Annotated in this window: 19 protein-coding genes; 10 read left to right on the top strand and 9 right to left on the bottom strand. The window is 67.6% G+C overall.

Features of this window, described 5'->3' with window-relative positions; translation table 11 throughout:
- Positions 1–8 precede the first annotated feature (8 nt).
- Together H0264_RS06750 and H0264_RS06755 are read right to left on the bottom strand one after the other, a co-directional pair.
- Positions 9–833, bottom strand: a complete 825-nt coding sequence (locus H0264_RS06750) for an SAM-dependent methyltransferase (protein WP_181583165.1) — start codon at positions 831–833, stop codon at positions 9–11.
- Positions 834–975: 142 nt separating this feature from the next.
- Positions 976–1,830 carry an alpha/beta fold hydrolase gene (locus H0264_RS06755; RefSeq protein WP_181583166.1) on the bottom strand — a complete coding sequence of 285 codons (855 nt, stop codon included), beginning with the start codon at positions 1,828–1,830 and terminating at the stop codon, positions 976–978.
- Positions 1,831–1,899: 69 nt separating this feature from the next.
- Between H0264_RS06755 and H0264_RS06760 the strand changes: the two genes are divergently transcribed.
- The 3 genes from H0264_RS06760 to H0264_RS06770 are packed head-to-tail and all read left to right on the top strand — an operon-like array spanning position 1,900 to position 3,729.
- Positions 1,900–2,715 (top strand): exodeoxyribonuclease III, encoded by an 816-nt coding sequence (locus H0264_RS06760; protein ID WP_181583167.1) that lies wholly within the window; start codon positions 1,900–1,902, stop codon positions 2,713–2,715.
- A complete protein-coding gene (locus tag H0264_RS06765) occupies positions 2,712–3,233 on the top strand; it encodes a guanyl-specific ribonuclease (protein WP_231084178.1) in 522 nt (173 codons plus the stop codon). The genes H0264_RS06760 and H0264_RS06765 overlap by 4 nt, the downstream gene beginning before the upstream one ends.
- Position 3,234: 1 nt before the next feature.
- Positions 3,235–3,729, top strand: a complete 495-nt coding sequence (locus H0264_RS06770) for a barstar family protein (protein ID WP_181583168.1) — start codon at positions 3,235–3,237, stop codon at positions 3,727–3,729.
- Positions 3,730–3,862: 133 nt separating this feature from the next.
- On the opposite strand, the gene H0264_RS06775 is transcribed toward H0264_RS06770, so the two are convergent.
- On the bottom strand, positions 3,863–4,501 hold the full coding sequence (locus H0264_RS06775; protein WP_181583169.1) for a TetR/AcrR family transcriptional regulator: 639 nt from the start codon (positions 4,499–4,501) through the stop codon (positions 3,863–3,865).
- Between the two features lie 116 nt (positions 4,502–4,617).
- On the opposite strand from H0264_RS06775, the gene H0264_RS06780 reads away from it, so the two are divergent.
- From H0264_RS06780 to yhjD, 3 genes are all read left to right on the top strand, one after another.
- On the top strand, positions 4,618–5,565 hold the full coding sequence (locus H0264_RS06780) for an oxygenase MpaB family protein (RefSeq protein ID WP_181583170.1): 948 nt from the start codon (positions 4,618–4,620) through the stop codon (positions 5,563–5,565).
- 81 nt (positions 5,566–5,646) lie between these two features.
- Positions 5,647–6,669, top strand: coding sequence for a tryptophan--tRNA ligase (gene trpS, locus H0264_RS06785; RefSeq protein ID WP_181583171.1), 1,023 nt, complete (start codon positions 5,647–5,649; stop codon positions 6,667–6,669).
- A 39-nt stretch (positions 6,670–6,708) separates the two neighbouring features.
- Positions 6,709–7,722, top strand: coding sequence for an inner membrane protein YhjD (gene yhjD, locus H0264_RS06790; protein ID WP_181583172.1), 1,014 nt, complete (start codon positions 6,709–6,711; stop codon positions 7,720–7,722).
- A 4-nt stretch (positions 7,723–7,726) separates the two neighbouring features.
- Here yhjD and H0264_RS06795 read toward each other — a convergent pair whose 3' ends face one another.
- Together H0264_RS06795 and H0264_RS06800 are read right to left on the bottom strand one after the other, a co-directional pair.
- Positions 7,727–9,019 carry a D-alanyl-D-alanine carboxypeptidase family protein gene (locus H0264_RS06795; protein WP_181583173.1) on the bottom strand — a complete coding sequence of 431 codons (1,293 nt, stop codon included), beginning with the start codon at positions 9,017–9,019 and terminating at the stop codon, positions 7,727–7,729.
- Between the two features lie 104 nt (positions 9,020–9,123).
- The gene (locus H0264_RS06800; protein ID WP_181583174.1) at positions 9,124–9,807 is read right to left on the bottom strand and encodes a nuclear transport factor 2 family protein; all 684 of its coding nucleotides are present in this window, start codon (positions 9,805–9,807) and stop codon (positions 9,124–9,126) included.
- Positions 9,808–9,993: 186 nt separating this feature from the next.
- On the opposite strand from H0264_RS06800, the gene H0264_RS06805 reads away from it, so the two are divergent.
- Entirely contained in the window at positions 9,994–11,508 is a 1,515-nt protein-coding gene (locus H0264_RS06805) for an MFS transporter (RefSeq protein ID WP_181583175.1), read from the top strand.
- Complete coding sequence (locus tag H0264_RS06810; RefSeq protein WP_181583176.1) at positions 11,498–12,133, top strand: acyl-CoA-like ligand-binding transcription factor; 636 nt, start codon at positions 11,498–11,500, stop codon at positions 12,131–12,133. The genes H0264_RS06805 and H0264_RS06810 overlap by 11 nt, the downstream gene beginning before the upstream one ends.
- On the opposite strand, the gene H0264_RS06815 is transcribed toward H0264_RS06810, so the two are convergent.
- Complete coding sequence (locus H0264_RS06815; protein ID WP_181583177.1) at positions 12,130–13,035, bottom strand: phenylalanine 4-monooxygenase; 906 nt, start codon at positions 13,033–13,035, stop codon at positions 12,130–12,132. The two genes, H0264_RS06810 and H0264_RS06815, sit on opposite strands and share 4 nt — an antisense overlap.
- Before the next feature lie 218 nt (positions 13,036–13,253).
- Here H0264_RS06815 and H0264_RS06820 point away from each other — a divergent pair, with 218 nt between their 5' ends.
- Positions 13,254–13,634 carry an STAS domain-containing protein gene (locus H0264_RS06820; protein WP_181583178.1) on the top strand — a complete coding sequence of 127 codons (381 nt, stop codon included), beginning with the start codon at positions 13,254–13,256 and terminating at the stop codon, positions 13,632–13,634.
- 35 nt (positions 13,635–13,669) lie between these two features.
- On the top strand, positions 13,670–14,449 hold the full coding sequence (locus H0264_RS06825) for an ATP-binding protein (RefSeq protein ID WP_181583179.1): 780 nt from the start codon (positions 13,670–13,672) through the stop codon (positions 14,447–14,449).
- 12 nt (positions 14,450–14,461) lie between these two features.
- On the opposite strand, the gene H0264_RS06830 is transcribed toward H0264_RS06825, so the two are convergent.
- From H0264_RS06830 to H0264_RS06840, 3 genes are all read right to left on the bottom strand, one after another.
- The gene (locus tag H0264_RS06830) at positions 14,462–16,354 is read right to left on the bottom strand and encodes a CheR family methyltransferase (RefSeq protein ID WP_231084181.1); all 1,893 of its coding nucleotides are present in this window, start codon (positions 16,352–16,354) and stop codon (positions 14,462–14,464) included.
- A gap of 30 nt (positions 16,355–16,384) precedes the next feature.
- Positions 16,385–17,368, bottom strand: a complete 984-nt coding sequence (locus tag H0264_RS06835; protein WP_181583180.1) for a chemotaxis protein CheB — start codon at positions 17,366–17,368, stop codon at positions 16,385–16,387.
- A gap of 253 nt (positions 17,369–17,621) precedes the next feature.
- Positions 17,622–18,389 carry a hypothetical protein gene (locus H0264_RS06840; protein ID WP_181583181.1) on the bottom strand — a complete coding sequence of 256 codons (768 nt, stop codon included), beginning with the start codon at positions 18,387–18,389 and terminating at the stop codon, positions 17,622–17,624.
- Positions 18,390–18,523: the final 134 nt, after the last annotated feature.

Below are 18,523 nucleotides of genomic sequence, written 5' to 3' on the forward strand. Positions count from 1 at the left end.
GTGCGGCTCTATGGCTTCCGGGCCAATGCCGCCGCGATGAGCTCCTCCCACACCGAGATCTCCCGCGACTCCTCACCGATCCGGCTGGTGTCGTCCGGCGCGTCCGCCGACGGCCGCCACAGCGAGCACGGCACCAGCCCCGGCGCCAGCACGTCGAGATCCCCGAACAGCGACAGGATCTCCTCGTCATTGCGCCAGCGCCCGCGCCCGAACGTGGCCTGCAGCTTCTCCTCCGCCGATCGCGTCTCCTCATTGTGCCCGGAACGGAAATGCGAGATGTAGAACAGGCTTCCGGACGGCACCTGATCGACCCAGTACCGCACCACCTCGTCGGGCCCCTCGTCATTGTTGAGGTGGTGCAGGATGGCGCTGAAGATCACCGCGACCGGCTTCTCGAAATCGATGAGCCGCTGCACTTCCGGATGATTCCGAATGCCCTCCGGATCCCGCAGGTCGGCCTGGATGACCGTGGTGGCGGCGTCGGTGGCCAGCAGGGCGCGCCCGTGCGCCAGCACGATCGGATCGTTGTCGACGTACACCACGTGCGCGTCGGCCGAATACCGTTCGGCCACCTGATGCACATTGTCGGCGGTGGGCAGCCCGCTGCCGAGGTCCACGAATTGCCGTACGCCCATGGCGGATATCTCGCCGACGGCGCGAATCAGCGCCTGCCGGTTGGCGAATGCGATGGACACCGAGCCGGGCAGGTCGTTGATGAAGTAGTCGCCCACGGCCCGGTCGGCGGCGTAGTTGTCCTTGCCGCCGAGCAGATAGTCGTAGACGCGGGCGATGCTCGGTTTGCTCTGATCGACTTGCGCGGACGGTTCGCTCATCCTGCTCACCCCTGTCGGAAGGCCCGGTTGCCGGTTCAATCCTAGGAAAACGAACCGGTTCCGGCAGGGCTTCGGCGCAGGGTCTGCTCGGGCCGCGAATTCGCGGCGCGCGCAAGCAGATTCAGCGTGCGCGCACGAGAATTCAGACCGCGCGCAAACGGGTCCGGCTGGCGTAGACGTGCTCGGCGATGAGCGTGGCGATCCGGTCCGGCGCCTCCAGCATGGGCACGTGGCCCACATCGTGCACCAGAATGCGGTCCGCGGTGTCGGGCAGTTCCTGCAGGAAACGCCTGGCGTACAGCCGATTCGGAATGATCCGGTCGTTCTCGCACATGAGCAGGCGGACCGGGGTCTTCACCTCCGCCAGATCGGCGAGTCCGGGGCCGCGCAAGCCGCCCGCGAGCATGGGCAGCATGGCCGGGCAGTGCAGCGCCGACGTGATCGCCGCCTCGATACCGCGTCTGGACGCCGCGGCGGTGTTCTTGCTGAGCAGCAATGCCACCGCCTGCCGCACCGGCGCGCTGTAGATCAGGGCCTCGGGCAGCCGCTTGCCGATCTCCACCACCGGAACCAGCGACAGGAACTTGACCCCCACTCGAATCTGCAGCACCGACGGGGTTTGCCAGCCGCCTGCCGAAGCGATGGCGGTGAGTGTGCGGGCGCGCCCGCGGCGAGCCAGTTCGAAGCCGACCCAGCCGCCCAGCGAATTCCCCGCGATATGGCAGGTGCGCCAACCCAGTTCGTCGAGCTGGTTCTCCACGCGGTCGGCGAGAGCATTGATATCGAGGTACCAGCCGCTGAAATCGGGCCCGCCCCAATGTCCGGTGAAGGCGGGCGCGAACACTTCGCACTGGCCGGCCATGCGCTGCGCGACGCCCTCCCAGCAGTGCGGGGACATCATGAAACCGTGGAGCAGCAGCAGGGGATCGCCGGATCCCATGTGCAAGGCCTTCATCGGCGCGAGCGGGGCGTTGGGCGCGGTGGTGCCGGACGTCATCGTCGTCACCCCTTCCTGGACCTCGATGTCCTGAAGAAAGGTTCTATAGCCGCATTGTACGGTCGTAGCGTGGCAGCGATCATCTCAACGATCAACGTAAACGGAGTCCGTGCGGCGACCGGGAAGACGGGTAAGGGGATGCTCGAGTGGCTGCAGGTCACCGAGGCCGACATCATCTGCCTGCAGGAGACCCGCGCGACCGACGAGCAAACCAGAGCCGCGCTGGCCTCCGCGCTGGATGCCGGATGGTTCCTGGCGCACGCCGAACCCGGCGCCAAGGGGCGTGCGGGCGTGGCCATCCTGTCGCGGCGCGAACCGTCGGCCGTGCGGATCGGCCTAGGACTGGAGGTGGACGGAAACTGGGTTCCCAGTGCGGAATTCGCCGAAACCGGCCGCTACCTCGAGGCCGACTTCGACGACTTCACCGTGGCCAGCGTCTACGTCCACACCGGTGAAGCCGACACGCCCATGCAGGATCAGAAGTACCGCTTCCTCGACGAGGTCGGGGCGCGGATGACCCAGCAGACCCGCGACTTCGTCATCTGTGGCGACTGGAATATCGGCCACACCGAACTCGACATCAAGAACTGGAAGGGCAATATCAAGAACGCGGGCTTCCTCCCGCAGGAGCGCGCCTGGATCGACTCCATGATCGCCGCCGGTTACGTGGACGTGGTTCGTGAACTGCATCCCGGCGTGCCCGGCCCGTACAGCTGGTGGTCCTATCGCGGCCGCGCCTACGACACCGACGCCGGCTGGCGCATCGACTACCACCTGGCGCGCGGCGATATCGCGGGCCGGGCCAAGCAGGCGGTGGTGGAGCGCGCCGAGACCTACGCGCTGCGCTGGTCCGACCACGCGCCCGTGACGGTCCAGTACCGGTGAAAATCACTCCGCGGGTACGCGCTTGGCTCCTGCTCGGAGCCGCCGTGGCCATGCTCGTCGTCGCCGTGCTGGTTTCGCGCGGCGGCGGCGACACCGCCAAGGACACCACTTCGACGCGCGCGGCGGCCACCTCCACGGCCGCCGTCGCGACCACCGTGCCCAAACCCGGCACCCCCAACCCCGACAATCCCGGCCGCGCAGACCAATCCACCACGGCCGCCCCGTCCCGCGCTCCCGGCGTCCCCGACCGCGCCTACGCCACCCTCGCCGAAATCGACGCGGGCCGCTGGCCGGACTCCGCCGGCGCGCCCGGCACCCAGGGCGGCGAAACCTGGAACAACCGCGAACGCCGCCTCCCGTCCACCGACTCCGCGGGCAAACGCATCACCTACCAGGAATGGGACGTCAACCCGAAGAAGCGCGGCCAAACCCGCGACGCCGAGCGCATAGTCACCGGCAGCGACGGCACCGCCTGGTACACCGCCGACCACTACAAAACCTTCACGAGGATGCGCTGACATGCCGATGCCGCTCTCGCAGTTCCTCTCACCCCTCGCCAATTCCCGTGCGGCAGTGGACAAACCCGCCCCGGTGCTCGGCATGCTCCCCATCGGCGCGGCCGAATTCTCCAGCGTCCGAGGCCGCATCCCCTCCGCCTACATCTCGCGAGAACTCCGCGCCCGCAAGATGCGCACCGTCGAAGGCGTCTACGACGAGTTCGCCGCCGCCTTCCAATTCCCCTACTACTTCGGCGAAAACAAGGACGCATTCGACGAATGCCTCCGCGACCTGGACGAATTCGTAGGCCCCGCAAAGGGATACGTAGCCGTCATCCGCAACGCCGCCCTCCTCCTGGCCGACCAACCCGCCGAACGCCCCTGGTTCGCCGAAGCCATGACCGACTGCGCCACCCGCTGGTCGAAATCCGACGTCCTGTTCCGCGTCGTCCTCCAGGACGCCGCCCCGGCCGCCCTCGCGGCGACCACACTGAGCCTCGACCCCGACGAGACCTGAACCGCCACCCACCCCATCGGTAGGCTGGCCATCGGTTCGACGGTGGTGCTACGGGGCGGGGCTCCGCGAACAGGTGCGTATGTGCAAGTGAGGCAGGCCGATTCGGCTCGGGCTGCTGGCCGCGCTGCTGCCGTTATGTGCGCAGACGTTCCGCGAGGTCCTCGCCGAGCAGGACGAAAACGTCTGTGGTGTGGTCGATCAGCTCTTCGCGGGTCATGGGCAGGTCGCCTTGGAGCCAGGAGGTGAGGGTTTGGACCAGGCCGCCGACGAGGTAGGTGGCGCGGAAGGTGATGGTGGGGGAGGGGGTGGAGTCGGTGATGCCGTAGAAGTCGATGCCTTCGGCCGCAACGAGGTTGGCGAAGGCTCGGATGGTTTGCATTGTGCGGGTGCGGAGTTCGGGGGTGGCGGAGCTGACCAGGAGGGCCACGCGGGCCTTGCGGGGGTCGGCGGTGAGGACATCGATGCCGGCGGTGATGGCGGCGTGGGCCTTGGCGCGGGGGTCGGTGGGGGCGGTGTGGACGGCACTGATCAGGGCGGCGGCCAGTTCTTCGCCGAGGGTGTCGAAGAGGGCGGACAGGACGGCGTCGCGGCTGTCGAAGTTCTCGTAGTAGTAGCGCTCGTTGAGGCCGGCGCCGGTGCAGAGGGCGGCGACGGTGAGTTTGTCGATGCCCTGGGTGCCGAGGATTTCCAAGGCGGCGTCGAGGAGGGCGGTTCGGCGTTGGGCGCGGCGCTCTTCCGCTGAGACGCCGCCGTAGGTCCGCTGACCGGTCACAGCCCGATTCTGGCACGGTCGCGATTCTGGCAGTGACCCTTGCCAGAATCGTGATTCTGGAGGACTCTGATTCCAGATGCGCGTGGTTCGCGTCACAGCTGCTTCAGGAGGCAACGATGCCTGCACCGAAGGCCACAGAGCCCGGGTACTTTTCCGACGATTCGATGATCCGGCGAGTCATGAGCAAGCGGGCGGTGGGACTCACCTACGGCCAGCGGGCGCTCGTGATCGGGGCGGTGCATCCGCTGCTCTACGTCGGCACGGCCGAGAACTCCGAGCATCGGGCGACGCCGTACACGCGGCTCGCGCTCACCGGGAAGCTGTTCGAGGCGGTGTCACTGGGCAGCAAGGACGAGGCGGATCGGGCGCGGGCCTTCACGCGCAAGAAGCATGTGCGGGTCAGCGGTGCGCTGCCCGAGGATGCGGGGCAACACCACCCGGCCGGGACGCGGTACTCGGCGCTGGACCCGCATCTCATGTACATGACCATGGCGTTCACCTTCGACTCCGCCGAAGTCATGCACGACCTGCTGGTCCGGAAACTCAGCGCCACGGAACGTGAAGCGCTGTACCTGGATTACGTGCGCTGGGGTGAGCTGTTCGGCATGCCGCGCTCGGCCGCGCCCGCCACCTACGCGGACTTCCGCCGGGACTTCGACGGCTACCTCGCCTCCGACGAACTCTTCCTCACCGACGAAGCCAGACTGGTCGGCTCGTACCTCATGGGCCAGCGCGTCGCCTACCCCCTGCCCATGCCACTCCAGCAGGCCATGGGCAGCTTCTCCCTGCTCGTGCAGGGCACGCTGCCGACCCGCATCCGCGAGATGTACGAGGTGAAGTGGGGCATCCGAGAGGAGATCGCCTTCCGCGGCCTGGCCCAGGCGGTCCGCACCGCGCACCTCTCCCCGCCGCTGGTCCCCAAATTGCTGCGCGGCCCCCTGTCCGGCCCCAGCTACCCGCTGTATCGCCTGGCCACCCAGCGCGAAAAGCAGCTCGTGAACTCCGGCCGCCCCGCCATGCCCGGCGTCGACACCCGCAATTGGACGGACCGGAATTCGGCCTGACGCGGTGCCTCCCTCGGCCGGACGCGGCACGAGGGCGGCCACCGGGAACTGGGGCAGGGCGAGCATGGAAAGATCGGGGTCATGTCTAGCCCTGCCCCAGCCGAGCGCAAGCAGCGGGTCCTCTCCGGGATCCAGCCGACCAGCGATTCGTTCCACCTCGGGAACTACCTTGGCGCGGTGCAGTATTGGGCGGGTTTGCAGGACGACTACGACGCCTTCTACTTCATCCCCGACCTGCACGCCATCACCGTGCCGCAGGACCCCAAACAGCTGCGCCACCGCACCAAGGTGTCGGCCGCCCAGCTGCTGGCCGTCGGCGTCGATCCGAAGAAGTCGACGCTGTTCGTGCAGTCGCAGGTGCCCGAGCATGCCGAGCTGACCTGGGTGCTGAACTGCATCACCGGCTTCGGTGAGGCCAGCCGCATGACCCAGTTCAAGGACAAGTCGGTCAAGCAGGGCGCGGAGAACGCGACCGTCGGCCTGTTCACCTACCCGGTGCTCATGGCCGCCGACATCCTGCTCTACCGCCCGCAGCTGGTGCCGGTCGGCGAGGATCAGCGGCAGCATCTGGAGCTGACCCGAAATCTGGCGCAGCGCTTCAACACTCGCTACAAGAAGACCTTCGTGGTGCCCGAGGCGCACATTGTCACCGGCACCGCCAAGATCTACGACCTGCAGGATCCGACCTCGAAGATGAGCAAGTCGGCGGCCTCGGACGCCGGCCTGATCAACCTGCTCGACGACCCGAAGATCTCGGCCAAGAAGATCCGCTCGGCCGTCACCGACACCGAGCGCGAGATCCGCTACGACCCGGAGGCCAAGCCGGGCGTTTCCAATCTGCTGGTCATCCTGAGCTCGATCACCGGCACCCCGATCGTCACCCTGGAGCAGGACTACCAGGGCAAGGGCTACGGCGATCTCAAGGCCGACACCGCCGACGCGCTGATCGAATTTGTCACGCCTTTGCGCGCGAAGGTGGAAGAGTACATGGCCGACCAGGGCGAACTCGACCGCATCCTCGCCGCCGGCGCGGAGCGGGCGCGGGAGATCGCCGGCAAGACTCTCGCGCAGGTGTACGACCGGGTGGGCTTCCTGGCTCGCTGACCGGTGCCGCCGCGCGAGCAGCGTGGTGGAGGTGAGTGGGTGTTCGACGGGGTCCGCAAGCGCATCGAGAGCGAGATCCAGCGGCGGCATTGGCTGGATCATCTGGTGCGTGCCGCCGGGCGCTACCAGCGTCAGCGCGGTGACTACTACGCCGCGGGCATTACGTACTTCACGGTGCTGGCGCTGTTCCCGTTGCTGATGGTGGGTTTCGCGGTGGCCGGTTTCGTGCTGTCGCGAGATCCGGAGCTGCTCACCAAGATTCAGGACGAGATCATCAAGAATGTTCCCGGTGCGGCGGGGGAGCAGCTCAATCAGCTCATTCACGAGGCGGTCGAATCGCGCACCAGCGTCGGCGTGATCGGTCTGCTGACGGGTGCGTACGCCGGGCTCGGGTGGATCGCGAATCTGCGGGCCGCGCTCACCGAACAGTGGGAGCAGCGGTTCGAGCCCCGCAACTGGGTGCTCACCAAGCTGTCGGATCTGCTGGCGTTGATCGGGCTGTTCCTGGCCATCGGGGTGTCGATCGGGTTGACGGTGCTGGCCTCCAGCGGGCTCATCAGCGCGCTGCTGCGCAAGCTGGACATCGCGGAGAACGGCTGGATCACACTGGGTCTCACGCTCGTTTCGCTGGCCCTGGCGATCCTCGCGAACTGGGCGGTGCTGACCTACATCATCGCCCGCATGCCCCGGCATCCGGTGACCCTGCGCAGTGCGGCCAAGGCGGCGTTCGTCGCGGCCATCATCTTCGAAGCGTTCAAACAGCTCGCGTCGCTGATTCTGAAGTCGGTGACGAACGGCCCGGCAGGAGTGGCATTCGGGCCGATCATCGGGTTGATGGTGTTCAGCTACATCACCGCGCGGATCATTCTGTTCGCCACCGCCTGGGCGGCCACGGCGACGGAAAACGAAGTGCCGGAGGATATTCCGGCACCCGCACCGGCCATTATCGAGCCCCGGGTGATGGGCCCGGGACTCTCGGCCAGTGCGGGTGCGGCCTTGTTCGGCGCGGGAGCCTTTGCGGGAGCGCTGGTTTCGGCCTTCCGTAAACGGTGACCGTTCACCGGCGCGGGCGGCTCAACTGCCGGGCGCCAGCCAGTAGAACCAGCACCAGAATCGTGCCGCCCACCATCAGGGTGACGCGTAGCGACTTGTGCTCGCGGTCGGTGGGCGCGGCCTGATCGTCCTCGGAGTCGACGGGCGGACTGGCCAGCGCCACAGTTGAATTCGCCTGCTTCGCGGTATTGTCCGGCAGTGTTCCGACGCTCGCGCTCGACGGTAGTGCGAACCCGTAGTCGAGCAGTTTGGCCGCCTGCTCCCACGGTCGGAACGGCCGCACATCCGCCTTCAGCAGCGTTACCGCCAACCGGTGGCCATTGCGTTCGGCCGCCGCCACGAAGGTCTGCCGGGCGTCGTCGGTGAACCCGGTCTTGCCGCCGATCGCGCCCTCGTAGTTGAAGAGCAGGTGATTGTCATTGGCGATGGGGTATCCGGGCTTGTCCTCGTCGCCGGGAATCGCCGGATCCTTCGGGTAGCCCGGGAAATCCACCTGCTCGGTGTGAATGAGCTGTGCGAACAGCGGAATGGTCATGGCGTCGCGGAACAGCACCGACAGGTCGTAGGCCGAGGTGCTCTGGCCCGGCCCGTCCAGCCCGGAGGGCGTCGCGGCGCGCGTGTCGAGGGCCTGCAGGCGTTTCGCCAGATCGTTCATCTTGGCCACGGCGGCCTCGTCACCGCCGAGCTGGGCCGCGATGGCATGTGCGGCATCGTTTCCGGACGCCATGATGAGTGCCTGGAACAGTTGCAGGTTGGTGTACTTCCCACCCGGTCCGATGCCCACCCGGGTGCCGTCCACATTGGCGTCGTCCTGGGTGCCGGTGATCGTCTTGTTCTTGTCCAGGGTGCGCAGTGCCACGGCGGCCAGTAGCACCTTGATGGTGGAGGCCGGTCGGTATCGCCCGTGTGGGTCCTTGGCCGCCAGCACCTTCCCGGTATCCAGATCCGACACCATCCACGCCGTCGCCGAAATGCCCTCCGGCACGGTCGGTGCGCCGCTCGGCAGTACGAGACCGCAGCCGCCGAGCGCCTTTCCGCCGACCGGTGCGGCCGGGATCGGCAGCGCCGCGGGTGTCGTACTGCCCGGCTTCGGCACCTCGGAGTCGTCGACCGGGGGCGGCGGCGCGGTCTTCTGCGGGCAGCTGTCGGTGTTCGGCGTCGTGAACGGTGTTGTGGTGGTGGGAGGTTGCGCGAGCGCCGCACCGGGTAGCGGTGCGTACAGGATTCCCGCCAGTGCGGTGAGTACAGCCGCCGATCCGGCAGCCATGACCAGGGATGCGTGCCTGCGGATGATCATCGAGCACGAGCTTAGAGACCGCGCGTCCGCCGAGCGCGGGCCGACCCCCGATCCCGGGGCCGCGGGATCGGGGGCCGTGATGTCCGAAAGTCTTCCGCGGCGGCTTATTCCGCCGTCTTGCCGGTCACGGGGCAGCCGTGCGCCAGCGGGCCGAGCAGCTTGTTGTTGTCGTAGAAGTGCTCGAGTTCGACGATGCGCAGATCCTCGGAGACCTTGGCGATGGTGATGCCGGTCATCTCGATGGTCTCGCCGGTCGGCTGGTGGCCGTTGTACTCACCGTCGTACTTGCCCCAGTGCCGCCACTTGAAGGTGACGGTCGGCGGGCCGGAGAGGACCTCGAGGACCTCCCAGAAGAAGCCGCCCGGGAAGGCGGTGTGGAAGATGTGGTGCGAGGACTCGAAGGTCTCCTTGGCCACGTCGTAGTAGGGGTTCTCGCCGATCAGGATGTTGTAGGACCCGATGCGCGCGAACTCCTCGGCGTCCTGCCACGGGCCGCCGTTGACGCGGCCGCGGTAGTGCTCGGCCACCAGCGAGACCCACTTGGCGGGATCGTGCTTGTGCGAAACCTCCATCTCGAAGACCTTCACGAGCTCTTCGACGATGTGCTCCAGGGAATCCGGGGCGTGCTGCGTGGTGCGCTGCTGCGGCAGCACGGTGTGGCTCAGGTGGTAGTCGGGAGCACCTTCGCGCCAGTCTTCCGGTGCGGCAGCGGCGATTACGGCCTCACGCCCCTGGAGATGGAGCGGCGCTTCGGGAGTCTCGACGGGTTCTGTTGCTTCAACGGTCATTTCGCGCCTAACAAATTCAGAGCTGTTGGAACGTCCCATCTTTCGAAAGGACCGGATGACGTTAGCAGCCGACCGGTCCGCTGTCGCGGCGGCGTTGACACGACAAGTTTTGACAGAATCTCTCAAATGAGAGACGCTCTCATTATCGAGAAACTTTCACCAAGACTCCGCCGAGGGGAACCTGCCATGAAAGAACAAGGCGTACGCCGCTGGCTCGCGCTCGGCGCGCTGTCGGTGGCCATGCTGACCATCGGCCTCGACGTCACCGTGCTGACCGTCGCCCTGCCCACCCTCGCCGTCGACCTGAACGCCGACACCGCCGCGCTGCAGTGGTTCAGCAGCGCCTACACCCTCGCCCTGGCCGCGCTCATGCTCCCGGCCGGCGCGCTGGGTGACCGCTACGGGCGCAAGAAGATCCTGCTGGCCGCCCTGCTGCTGTTCGGCGCGGCCTCGCTCGCCTGCGCCTTCGCGGTGAACACCGGCCAGCTCATCGCCGCGCGCACCGTGCTCGGCGTCGCGGCGGCGGCCATGATGCCGCTGTCCATGGCGGTGCTGCCCGGACTGTTCCCCGAACCCGTGGAACGGCAACGCGCACTGACCATTTGGATCACCTCCACCGCCATCGGGCTGCCGCTCGGGCCCATCCTCGGCGGGTGGCTGCTGCAGCACTTCTGGTGGGGATCGGTGTTCCTGATCAATGTCCCCATGGTGATCATCGGCGCGACCGCGGTGGCGCTGCTGGTGCCGGAATCACGCAGCGAGAAGCTGTTCCGCGTCGACCTGCCCGGTGCGCTGCTGTCCTCGCTCGGAATGCTCGGCGTCACTTACGGATTCATCCGCTGCGGGCAGGAGGGCTGGGGTGACGGGCTCGCCTGGGGAGCCATTGCCGCCGGAGTCGCGGTGCTCGGCGTCTTCCTGCTGTGGCAGCGGCGGGCAGCGCAGCCGCTCATCGACCTCGGACTGTTCGCATCGAGCGGATTCCGCTGGGGCACCGTCTACCTCGTGCTGGTGAACTTCGCGCTGTTCGGCATGTTCTTCACCATGCCGCAGTACTTCCAGTCGGTGCTGGGCGCGGACACGCTCGGTTCCGGGCTGCGGCTGCTGCCGCTCATCGGCGGGCTCGTGGTCGGCAGCCGGATCGTGGACAAATTGCTGCCCAAGGCGGGCATGCGGATCGTGCTCACGCTCGGATTTGGTTTGCTCACAGCCGGACTCGCCGTGACGGCGCTGCTCACCGCGGACACCGGCTACGGGCTCGCGGCCGCCGCCATCACGCTGCTGGGCGTGGGGATGGGGCTGGTCATGCCGGCTTCGATGGGTCTGGCCACCGGCGATCTCTCGGCCGAACGCGCGGGGTCCGGATCGGCGCTGCTGCAGGCCCTGCGGCAGGCGGCCGGGACCATCGGGGTGGCCGTGCTCGGGACCGTGCTGTCCACGCGGTACCGGTCGAGCCTGGGGGAACTGGATCGGGAGCCGATCTCCGACGGCGTCAATGCCGGGGTCGGGGTGGCGCACCGGACCGGTGATCAGGGCCTGCTCGCCCACGTGCAAACCGCCTTCATGGACGGCATGAGCGTCATGATGTGGGTGTGCGCGGCCATCTGCCTGATCGCCGCGATCCTCGCCGCCGTGTTCACCCGCCCGCAGGCGCGGCCGTTCCGAGCGGAACCCGATGCTGCACAATCGGTTCATGTCGGCTGAGCCCACCTCGCTAACCTCCGAGAATCCCGTGCGCCGGTCCGGGTCGGCTCCGGCCGGACCGTCGCTGCGGGAGCGAAAGAAGGCTCGCACTCGGCGCACCATCCGCACCGAGGCGTTCCGTCTTTTCCGGCAGCAGGGCTACAGCCAGACCACGGTCGAGCAGATCGCGGAGGCCGCCGACGTCTCGCCGGCCACTTTCTTCCGTTACTTCCCGTCCAAGGAACAGGTCGTGCTTGCCGACGATCTGGATCCGATCATGATCGAACGCTTCGCCGAGCAGCCCGCCGAACTATCCGTGTTGGAGGCGCTGCGCCGGACCATGCTGGACACCTTCGAATCCCTGGAGAACGAACAGTTCGAGTTCGAGCGGGAGCGCGCCGCACTCGTGCGCACCGTCCCCGAACTGCGCGGCGTGCTCGCCCAGGAATTGGATCGCAATGTCGACATGATCTCGGCGATGTTCGCGCGGCGGCTGGGCCGCGACCCGGGCGACTTCGAAGTGCGGGCGCTGGCCGGCGCCCTGATCGGCGCCGCGCAGGCGGTGATCATGGAGCGCGAGGATCCGTTCGACCCGGAGATCATCACCCGGGTGCTGAACTTCCTGAGCTCCGGCATGCGGCTCTAAGCCGGTTGTGCGCCCGCCACTTCGGCGGCTGCCAGTTTCGTGACGGTGTCGTCGTCCACGGTGGCGAAGAACCCGCCCACCACGTCCTCGATCTCGTCGATGGACTTCGCGCAGTACAGCACCGGCTGATAGTGCGTGATGTCGTAGGCGCGGGTGCCCATCTCGCGAATGCTCAGCGGTCGCAGCTCCGCCTCACGGAACTCCTCGATCTCCCCGTATGAGGACAGCAATCCGGCTCCGTAGCACCGGATTTCCCCTTTCTCCCGGAGCACCCCGAACTCCATCGAGAACCAGAAGACATCGGCCAGGAACTTCAGTGCCGGTTCGGTAGTGAGCCGGGCCACCGCCGCGCCCGCCGTCGCGTAGAGGGCTGCGAAGCGGGGACTGGCCAATTGGTTGGCGTGCCCGAGGATTTCGTGCACGGCATCCGGCTCGGGAGTGTAGAGCGGCGCGGAGTGATGGCGAATGTACTGGGTGGAGTGGAAGATTCGATCTTCGAAGGAGCCGAAGAATTCGCGCAGCGGCACCAGCCCGGCGGCGGGAACGTAGCGGAAGCCGGTGAGCGGGGCCAGTCTCGACGAGACCTCGTCCAATTGCGGAATGTGATCCGACGGCAGCTCGAGCCGCCGCGCCGCCTCGATCACCTCCGCGCAGGCGTACCGTTCCCGTTTGCGTGCCAATTCGGCGGAGACGATCCGCCATACCTCTTGTTCCTCGCCGGTGTAATCGATCCGCGGCACCGGCTGTCCGGGCCGATAGGTCAGGGCCTGGGCGGCGATGGCATTGCGGCGGGCGCGATAGTCCGGATCGTGCACGCCCGGATGCTCGTCGCTCAAGTGCACCGTCACATCGCCGTCGGCGCTCTTGGTCACCGGCGAGTACAACTGAGCCTCGGTGAACATACCTCGATGCAAGCACCACCCGGGCAAACCGACAACAAACGACCGTTCAGCTAGGCAGATTGTCTAGTTGCGGGAAATCGCCCGACCGGCCGAAAACCCCGGCGTACCGGTGAAAAGCCCCTTGAGATCAAGGATTTCGTCTCGGCGACGATATCCCGGAACCCGCAGTTTCGTGATTCCTGCGGCAACATCCAGGGTAACTGCCTAGTGTGGGCAAAGTGAGTCGGCAGGACCCCCGGGTTCTCGAATCCGGTGTTTCACAGCTGCAGGTGAGTTGCCACGTCCAGGGTGACGCGGCCATGGTGCGGGTGGCGGGGGAAATCGATCTGTCGACCGCCGGTGCGTTCGACCACGGCCTGCGATTGGCATGCTCGGCCATCGGCCCGAGCGGCATGCTGGTCGTCGACCTACGCGAGGTGGAGTTCCTCGGGGCGGCGGGACTCCACGTACTGTGCCGGGCCCGGGAACGCTGCGCACGCCGCGGCGTGACCATGGCCTCGGTGGCCGCGCACGCGGCGGTCACCGCCCCGATCAGGCTGACCGGGCTGTCCGGCGTTGTGGGTCTGACGCCGCGATTCCCCGACGGCGACGGCGGCTGAACGACACAGCCTAATCACACGGTGGTGGTTGAATCATGCTGGGCGGCAAGGAAGTCGAGTGGCGCAAGACCGAACGCGACGACTGTTGCGTCCTGCGGCCACAGGGTGAGCTGAATATCGCCACCTACCGTGCCTTCAGCGACGACCTGGTCAAGTACACGGTGGACGAACCGCGCGCGGTGATCGTGGTGCTCGACGACCTGAGCATCGCCTCCGAACCGCTGCTCACCGCGTTCTCCAGCGTGTGGATGCGGGTGGGGGAGTGGCCGGGCGTGCCGATCATGCTGGTCTCGGGTCCGGCGGACCGGCGCGTGGCCCTGCACGCCAGCGCTATCCAGCGCTTCGTCCCCATCTTCGCCTCGGTCGACGCCGCCATCCTCGCCCTCGACGATCCACCGGCCCGCCGGCGCACGGTCCGCGACCTGCCGCCCACCGCGGACAGCGCGCAGCGCGCCCGCCGCTTCGTCGCCGAGGTGTGCCGGGACTGGAATGTCACCGAGGTCCGCGCCGACGCGCAGCTCATCGTCACCGAGCTGGTGGAGAACGCCTTCCTGCACAGCCGGGTGAGCACCGACATCAGCGTGCGCATGGAAATGCGCGCGAACCTGCTGACCGTCGCGGTCGCCGATCAGGATCCGCGCGAGGCCATCCTACGGGAGCCGGGGGTGGATCCGTTCCGGTACTACGGACTGCACGTGGTGGCCCGGCTGGCGCGCGCCTGGGGCTGCAATCCGCAGTGGCCGACGGGCAAGGTCGTGTGGGCGACCCTGCCCGTGGGCACGCGGCGGCACGTGCTGGGGCAGCGCGAGTTGTGAAGCGGCGCTGGGCTATTCGGCCTCGCCGAGGCCGTTGCCCTCGACGCTGCCATTGCCGTTGCCGAACGGCTCCATCACCAGGATCGCGCCCGTCGGCATGCCCGTGCGATCCCGCAGCGAGGTGCACACCACGCGCACCGTCACGGCCCGGCCGCGGCGGTTCACGCCCTCCAGCTTGATCTCCTGCCGGTAGTTCGAGTCATTGAGCGCGGGCCGCACGATCGGGCGCAGCTCGGCCACCGGCAGGCCGATATCGAGATTGAGCAGATGCTCGCCCTCGGCCTCGTCCGACCGCATGCCCCACAGGTTTTCCGCGCCGCTGTTCCACACCACGATGCGCATGGAGGTGTCCACCACCGCCACGCCCGCCGGCCACGAGCTCATCACCGCGGCGAAGAACTCGTTGACCTCGTCGAGTTCGTTGCTGCGCTCACGCAATTCGGTATTGATGGTCTGCAATTCGTCATTGGTGGACTGGAGTTCCTCGTTGGTGGTCTCCAGTTCCTCGTTGGTGGACTGGAGTTCCTCGTTCGTGGTCTCCAGTTCCTCCACCGTGGACTGGAGTTCCTCGTTGGTGGTCTCCAGTTCCTCGTTCGTGGATTGCAGTTCCTCGTACGCGGATTCGCGCTGCTGATTGGCGCGGCTCAGCTCGGACAGCAGGCGGCGGTTGGCGGTCACATCGTGGAAGACCACGGAGACGCCGATGGTGATCTCGTCCGCCAGCAGCGGGCTCACATGCACTTCCAGCGCCAGCACCTCACCGGGGCCGCGCTGCCATTCCACATCCTTGATGCGCAGCGCCCGCCGTTCGGTGCGCACCTGATCGATGTAGCCGCGCAATTCGACCGGGCGATACGACAGTTCCAGATCGCGCAGCGGACGGCCCACATCCTTGTCGCTCAGGCCGAACAGATGCTTCGCCTGCTGATTCGCCAGCGACACCACATCATTGGCGCCGAGCACCACCTGCGCCACCGGGCCGTTCGAAAAGGCCAGGCCGCGCAAAGTTTCCATCTGTTCCACATCACGCCGCTCCGCCACGTAGGAGCGGCCGAACACCGTGCCCACATCGATCCGCGTCGCCGGCACCTTCCGGAACACGCGGCGCTTGAGATCCACCGGGTCGAAGGTCCGGCTGTGCGACAACAGCATTTCCGCCTTGCCGAGGAACAGCATGCCGCGCGGGGCGAGCGCGAAATGGAACTTGTCGAGAATCTTGGTCTGCGTCTCGGCATTGAAGTACATGAGCGTATTGCGGCAGGCCAGCAGATCGATGCGGGAGATCGGCGCGTCCTGCACCAGATCATTGCGGCCGAAGATGACCGTGCGGCGCAGATCCTTCCGGAACGAGTAGCGGCCGCCGATCGGCTCGAAATAGCGCTGGATCAGCTCCTGGCCCAGCGGCTGCACTTCCTTCTCGCTGTACACCGCGTGCCGGGCGGTGCTGAGCGCTTCCTCGTCCACGTCGGTGGCGTAAATCTTCACCCGCTGCCGGAATTCGTCGACGCCCAGCACCTCGGCCAGCGCGATGGCCAGGCTGTAGGCCTCCTCGCCCGAGGCGCAGCCGGCGCACCACACGCGGATCGGCTCCTCCGGTCCGCGCTCGGCCAGGATGGTGGGCACCACGTCCTGCTGCATGAACTCCCAGGCATCCGGATCCCGGAAGAAGCCGGTCACATTGATCAGGATGGTGTTGAACAGTGCCACGAACTCATCCGAATTCGCCTGCAGCACATCGAGATACTCGACATAGTCGTCCAGGCTCAGCTGGGCCATGCGCCGATCCACCCGGCGCATCAGGCTGCTGCGTTTGTATCCGGTGAAGTCGAAACCGCGGGCTTCCTTGAGGTACTGCAGGATCTCTTCGAAGCCGTGCACGGCACTGGGCGTCCTGTCCTGTTCCACAGCCACAAATTACCGCCTGGCACCGGCCGATCAGCGCTCGACCAGCAGCTTGCGCAAAACTTCCGCCGCATGCGCGTGCTCGTGCCGCTGTTCGGAGTAGCGGGCCGCCAGGCGTTGATCACCGTGCCGCTGTGCGTCGGCGCACATCCGCTCGGCCAGCTGCTGTTTCTCCTGCAGGGCCCGCAGCGCCGTCCACAGGGCGCGCTCCACCTCCACGCTCTGCTCCGCCAACAGGGCTTGCGCGGTCCACGCGTGGCCGACCCGGCATCGATAGCGCTGGGGAGTGTCGGGCAGGGCGTACAGGACGCCATTGCAGTCAGGACAGCTCAGGCCGGACGGGTCTGTCATGGTCGCCACCCCGTTTCGCGTGATGCCCACGCCCGCGTCGAGGTGGGCTTCCAATCGGTTGATCTCCGAGAGCGGGGGCGGCTCCGGCAGATCGTCGCGCTTCAGAAACCGTTGCGCCAGTGTGGCGCCGATTTCGCGCACGGGCAGCACGTGATCCACCCGCACCTGGCTGATCGCGCTCTCCGGCATGCTCGGATACAGCGCTTCCTTCGGGTCCTGCGCCACGGTGATGCCGCCGCGCACGGCGATGAGGGCCAGGCCGGCGGTGCCGTCGTCGAGGGATCCGGACAGGACGACGCCCGCCACTCGCGGACCCCAGGCCACCGCCGCCGAACGGAACAGCGCGTCCACGCCCGGCCGGTAACCGTTCTCGGTCGGGCCGTGCGACAACACGATTCGCGAATCAGCCACCAGCAGGTGATGGTCCGGCACGGCGGTGTAGACGCGGCCCGCCTCCAACGGCATCCCGTCGACCGCCGCCACCGCGGGCAGCGGACCCACCCGCGACAGAATCGCGGGCAGCGCGCTCACCCCGTGCGGCGGCATGTGCAGAACGACCAGGACGGCGGACTGGGTATCGGCGGCCAAACCGGACACGAACTCCCGCAACGCCTCCACGCCGCCGGCCGAGGCGCCCACCACGATCAAATTCGTCGGCTCGGGCACGGGGGCCTCCTTCCGTCAGGCAGGCCCACACCTCGCCTACGGTAGATCGGGTTTCCGCCACCCGCCACCCGCAAACCCGATCGGGAGATCGGTTGTCAGCCCGGCTAGCCGAGCTTCTACCCGCGATGTCCCCCCGTCATCCCGGCATGCTTTTGGCCGGGATCCACAGAGCAACGCACGCTATCCGTGTCGATCCCGGCCAAAAGCGCGCCGGGATGACGAGGGTTGCGTTGACGACATCGCCACATGAACCTCAGTCACCGAGCGAGAGCGGGATCGCGGCGCTGCCCGCATCCACCGCCGAGGAGCTTCCGGCGTCGGTGCCCGCGCTGAGCGGCGTGATCGCGGAGCTGCCCGACGACAGCAGCCCGCCTACGCCCTTGCCGATCCCGGCGCCGAACGGCGCCGCCGCCGCACTGCCGGCTCCCACCGCGGCGCTGCCGGTGCCCAGCGGCACGGCCACCCCCGCGGAACCCGTTCCGGCGGCGGCCAATCCGGCGCTACCGGTGCCGAGAGCCGCACTGCCCGTGCCGAGAATGGCGAGCGGTGTACCGAGGCCGGCGGTCGCCGCGCTGCCCGACGCACCCACGGCCGCGCTGCCCGTCCCCAACGCCAGCGCACCCGCGCCCAGCGCATCGCCGAGTCCCGCCGCCGCCGCGCTACCGGTCCCCGCCGCCGCACTGCCGGTGCCGAGCCCGCCCGCCAACGGCCCGGCCAGCCCGCTCCCGGTCCCCAGCGCCGAACTCCCGGTCCCGAGCACCTTGCCCACCCCGGCCAGCCCGGTCCCGATGCCGAGTGAGCCCGCCACGTGGGCCGCCGGCCCGTTCGCCTGCGGCGTGCCGGGCGACCCGTCCGCCGGCTGCGGCGAATCACCCGAAGCTTCCGGCGAAATACTTTGCGCGAGTGGAATACCCGACGTTTCGGCCCCGAGAGTAGTGGCCGTCGGAAACGCGGACGGCGCGGCCACGGCGGCGGCGGACAGCAGCAGTGCGGCGGTCGCCGCTGATCGAGCGAGGAACATGTCGAGCGCCTTCCAAAGCGGAGATTTTCTGCGTTCCCAGCGGAACGAGCCTCACGCTAAGCCCCCGAAACCCCTCCCGCAGCCCAAGAATCCCGCTTCAGCAACAGCTCAGCGCATGCATAGCCAACCGCTAT

Source organism: Nocardia huaxiensis (assembly GCF_013744875.1).
GTDB lineage: Bacteria > Actinomycetota > Actinomycetes > Mycobacteriales > Mycobacteriaceae > Nocardia > Nocardia huaxiensis.

Excerpts from the sequence above, each read along its gene's own strand:
- H0264_RS06770 (WP_181583168.1), top strand. The coding sequence starts at position 3,235 with ATGCCGATGCCGCTCTCGCAGTTCCTCTCACCCCTCGCCAATTCCCGT.
- H0264_RS06810 (WP_181583176.1), top strand. The coding sequence starts at position 11,498 with ATGTCGGCTGAGCCCACCTCGCTAACCTCCGAGAATCCCGTGCGCCGG.
- H0264_RS06805 (WP_181583175.1), top strand. The coding sequence starts at position 9,994 with ATGAAAGAACAAGGCGTACGCCGCTGGCTCGCGCTCGGCGCGCTGTCG.
- H0264_RS06755 (WP_181583166.1), bottom strand. The coding sequence starts at position 1,830 with ATGACGTCCGGCACCACCGCGCCCAACGCCCCGCTCGCGCCGATGAAG.
- H0264_RS06825 (WP_181583179.1), top strand. The coding sequence starts at position 13,670 with ATGCTGGGCGGCAAGGAAGTCGAGTGGCGCAAGACCGAACGCGACGAC.
- H0264_RS06750 (WP_181583165.1), bottom strand. The coding sequence starts at position 833 with ATGAGCGAACCGTCCGCGCAAGTCGATCAGAGCAAACCGAGCATCGCC.
- H0264_RS06815 (WP_181583177.1), bottom strand. The coding sequence starts at position 13,035 with ATGTTCACCGAGGCTCAGTTGTACTCGCCGGTGACCAAGAGCGCCGAC.
- H0264_RS06800 (WP_181583174.1), bottom strand. The coding sequence starts at position 9,807 with ATGACCGTTGAAGCAACAGAACCCGTCGAGACTCCCGAAGCGCCGCTC.
- H0264_RS06840 (WP_181583181.1), bottom strand. The coding sequence starts at position 18,389 with ATGTTCCTCGCTCGATCAGCGGCGACCGCCGCACTGCTGCTGTCCGCC.
- H0264_RS06780 (WP_181583170.1), top strand. The coding sequence starts at position 4,618 with ATGCCTGCACCGAAGGCCACAGAGCCCGGGTACTTTTCCGACGATTCG.
- trpS (WP_181583171.1), top strand. The coding sequence starts at position 5,647 with ATGTCTAGCCCTGCCCCAGCCGAGCGCAAGCAGCGGGTCCTCTCCGGG.
- H0264_RS06795 (WP_181583173.1), bottom strand. The coding sequence starts at position 9,019 with ATGATCATCCGCAGGCACGCATCCCTGGTCATGGCTGCCGGATCGGCG.